Here is a 1,328-nt window from a genome sequence, read left to right as displayed (position 1 = left end):
GGCCAGGAGGCGGTGTCCGACGGCTACCGCTATACCGTCGACTGCCTGTCGCCCGACGCCCAGCTGGCGTTGAAGGACTTGCTCGGCCTGTCGGCACGCCTGGCGATTCGCGACCAGAACGGCGATCAAGTGCTGCGCGGCGGGGTGATCAGCCAGGCCGAGGCACTCGGCAGCGACGGCGGTTTCAGCCGCTACCGGTTGACGGTGGAACCGCCTTTCGCCCTTTTGCGCCACCGAACCACCAGCCGGGTGTTCCAAGATCTGTCGGTACCGGACATCGTCAAGCAGGTCATCGCCGAGCATCAGGCCAACAACCCGGTGTTCACCCGTCTGCAGACGCTGGCCTTTCAGCTGAGCGGTCAGCACGCGCCGCGTAGCTACACCTTGCAGTATCGCGAAAGCGACTACGATTTCTTGCGCCGCTTGCTGCATGAGGAGGGCCTGGCCTGGCGCTTCGAGCATGTCAGCGCCGGTTCGACGTTGCAGAGCCAGTTGACGGTGTTCGACGACCCGTACAGCCTGCCGCAATCCAGCCAGCAACGAGTGCGCTTCCATCGCAGCGACGCCACCGAAAGCGAAGACGGCCTGACCGATTGGCAGGCGCATCGTCGCCTGGGGTCGAGCCAGGTCAGCCTGGCCAGCTACGACTACAAAGCGGTGCAAACCGGCCAGGGCATGGACAGCAGCATGCGTGACTTGAGCGACAGCGAACGCGCTGCGCAAAGCACGCTGGAAGACTACCAGCCGCAAACGCTGTACTACGCCGCGGACGCCGACGGCCTGACGCGCTACGCGCAGCAGCGCCAGCAAGCGCACGACCTGGCGGCGCAGGGTTTCGAGGGCGGCGGCACCATCCGTGGTCTGCATGCCGGCCACTGGTTTCGCCTCGACAATCATCCGCAGCACGACAGTCAACCGGCCGACCGGCGCGAGTTCGTTGTCACGCAACAGCAGTTCAGCGCGCACAACAACCTGCCGGCCGAACTAGGCGGCAGCGAAGGCGCCGCCGCGCCGTTCAGCACCCGCTTCAGCGCCCAACCGCGCGGCCTGCCGCTGTCGCCGGCCTACGGCAACACGGCGCTGGCCAAACCGACCGCGCGCGGCGCACAGACCGCCACGGTGGTCGGCCCGGCCGGCGAGGAAGTGCACACCGACGAACAAGGGCGCATCAAGGTTCAGCTGCATTGGCAACGCGGTGCGGAACACCCCGAGGCCGGGGCCAATTTCGACGAACGCTCCAGCTGCTGGGTGCGCGTCGCCATGCCCAGTGCCGGCGCCGCCTGGGGCCACCAGTTCATCCCGCGTATCGGCCAGGAAGTGCTGATCGA

1 protein-coding gene is annotated in these 1,328 nt (G+C 66.9%); it reads left to right on the top strand.

The features are described from left to right. On the top strand, nt 1-1,328 hold a 1,328-nt coding region (locus tag DFP86_RS19180; RefSeq protein ID WP_133684324.1), incomplete at both ends, for a type VI secretion system Vgr family protein.

This window comes from Paludibacterium purpuratum, assembly GCF_004363805.1.
Lineage (GTDB): Bacteria > Pseudomonadota > Gammaproteobacteria > Burkholderiales > Chromobacteriaceae > Paludibacterium > Paludibacterium purpuratum.
The sequence above is the reverse complement of the archived record's forward strand: the minus strand, read 5'-3'. Positions and strand labels throughout refer to the sequence as shown.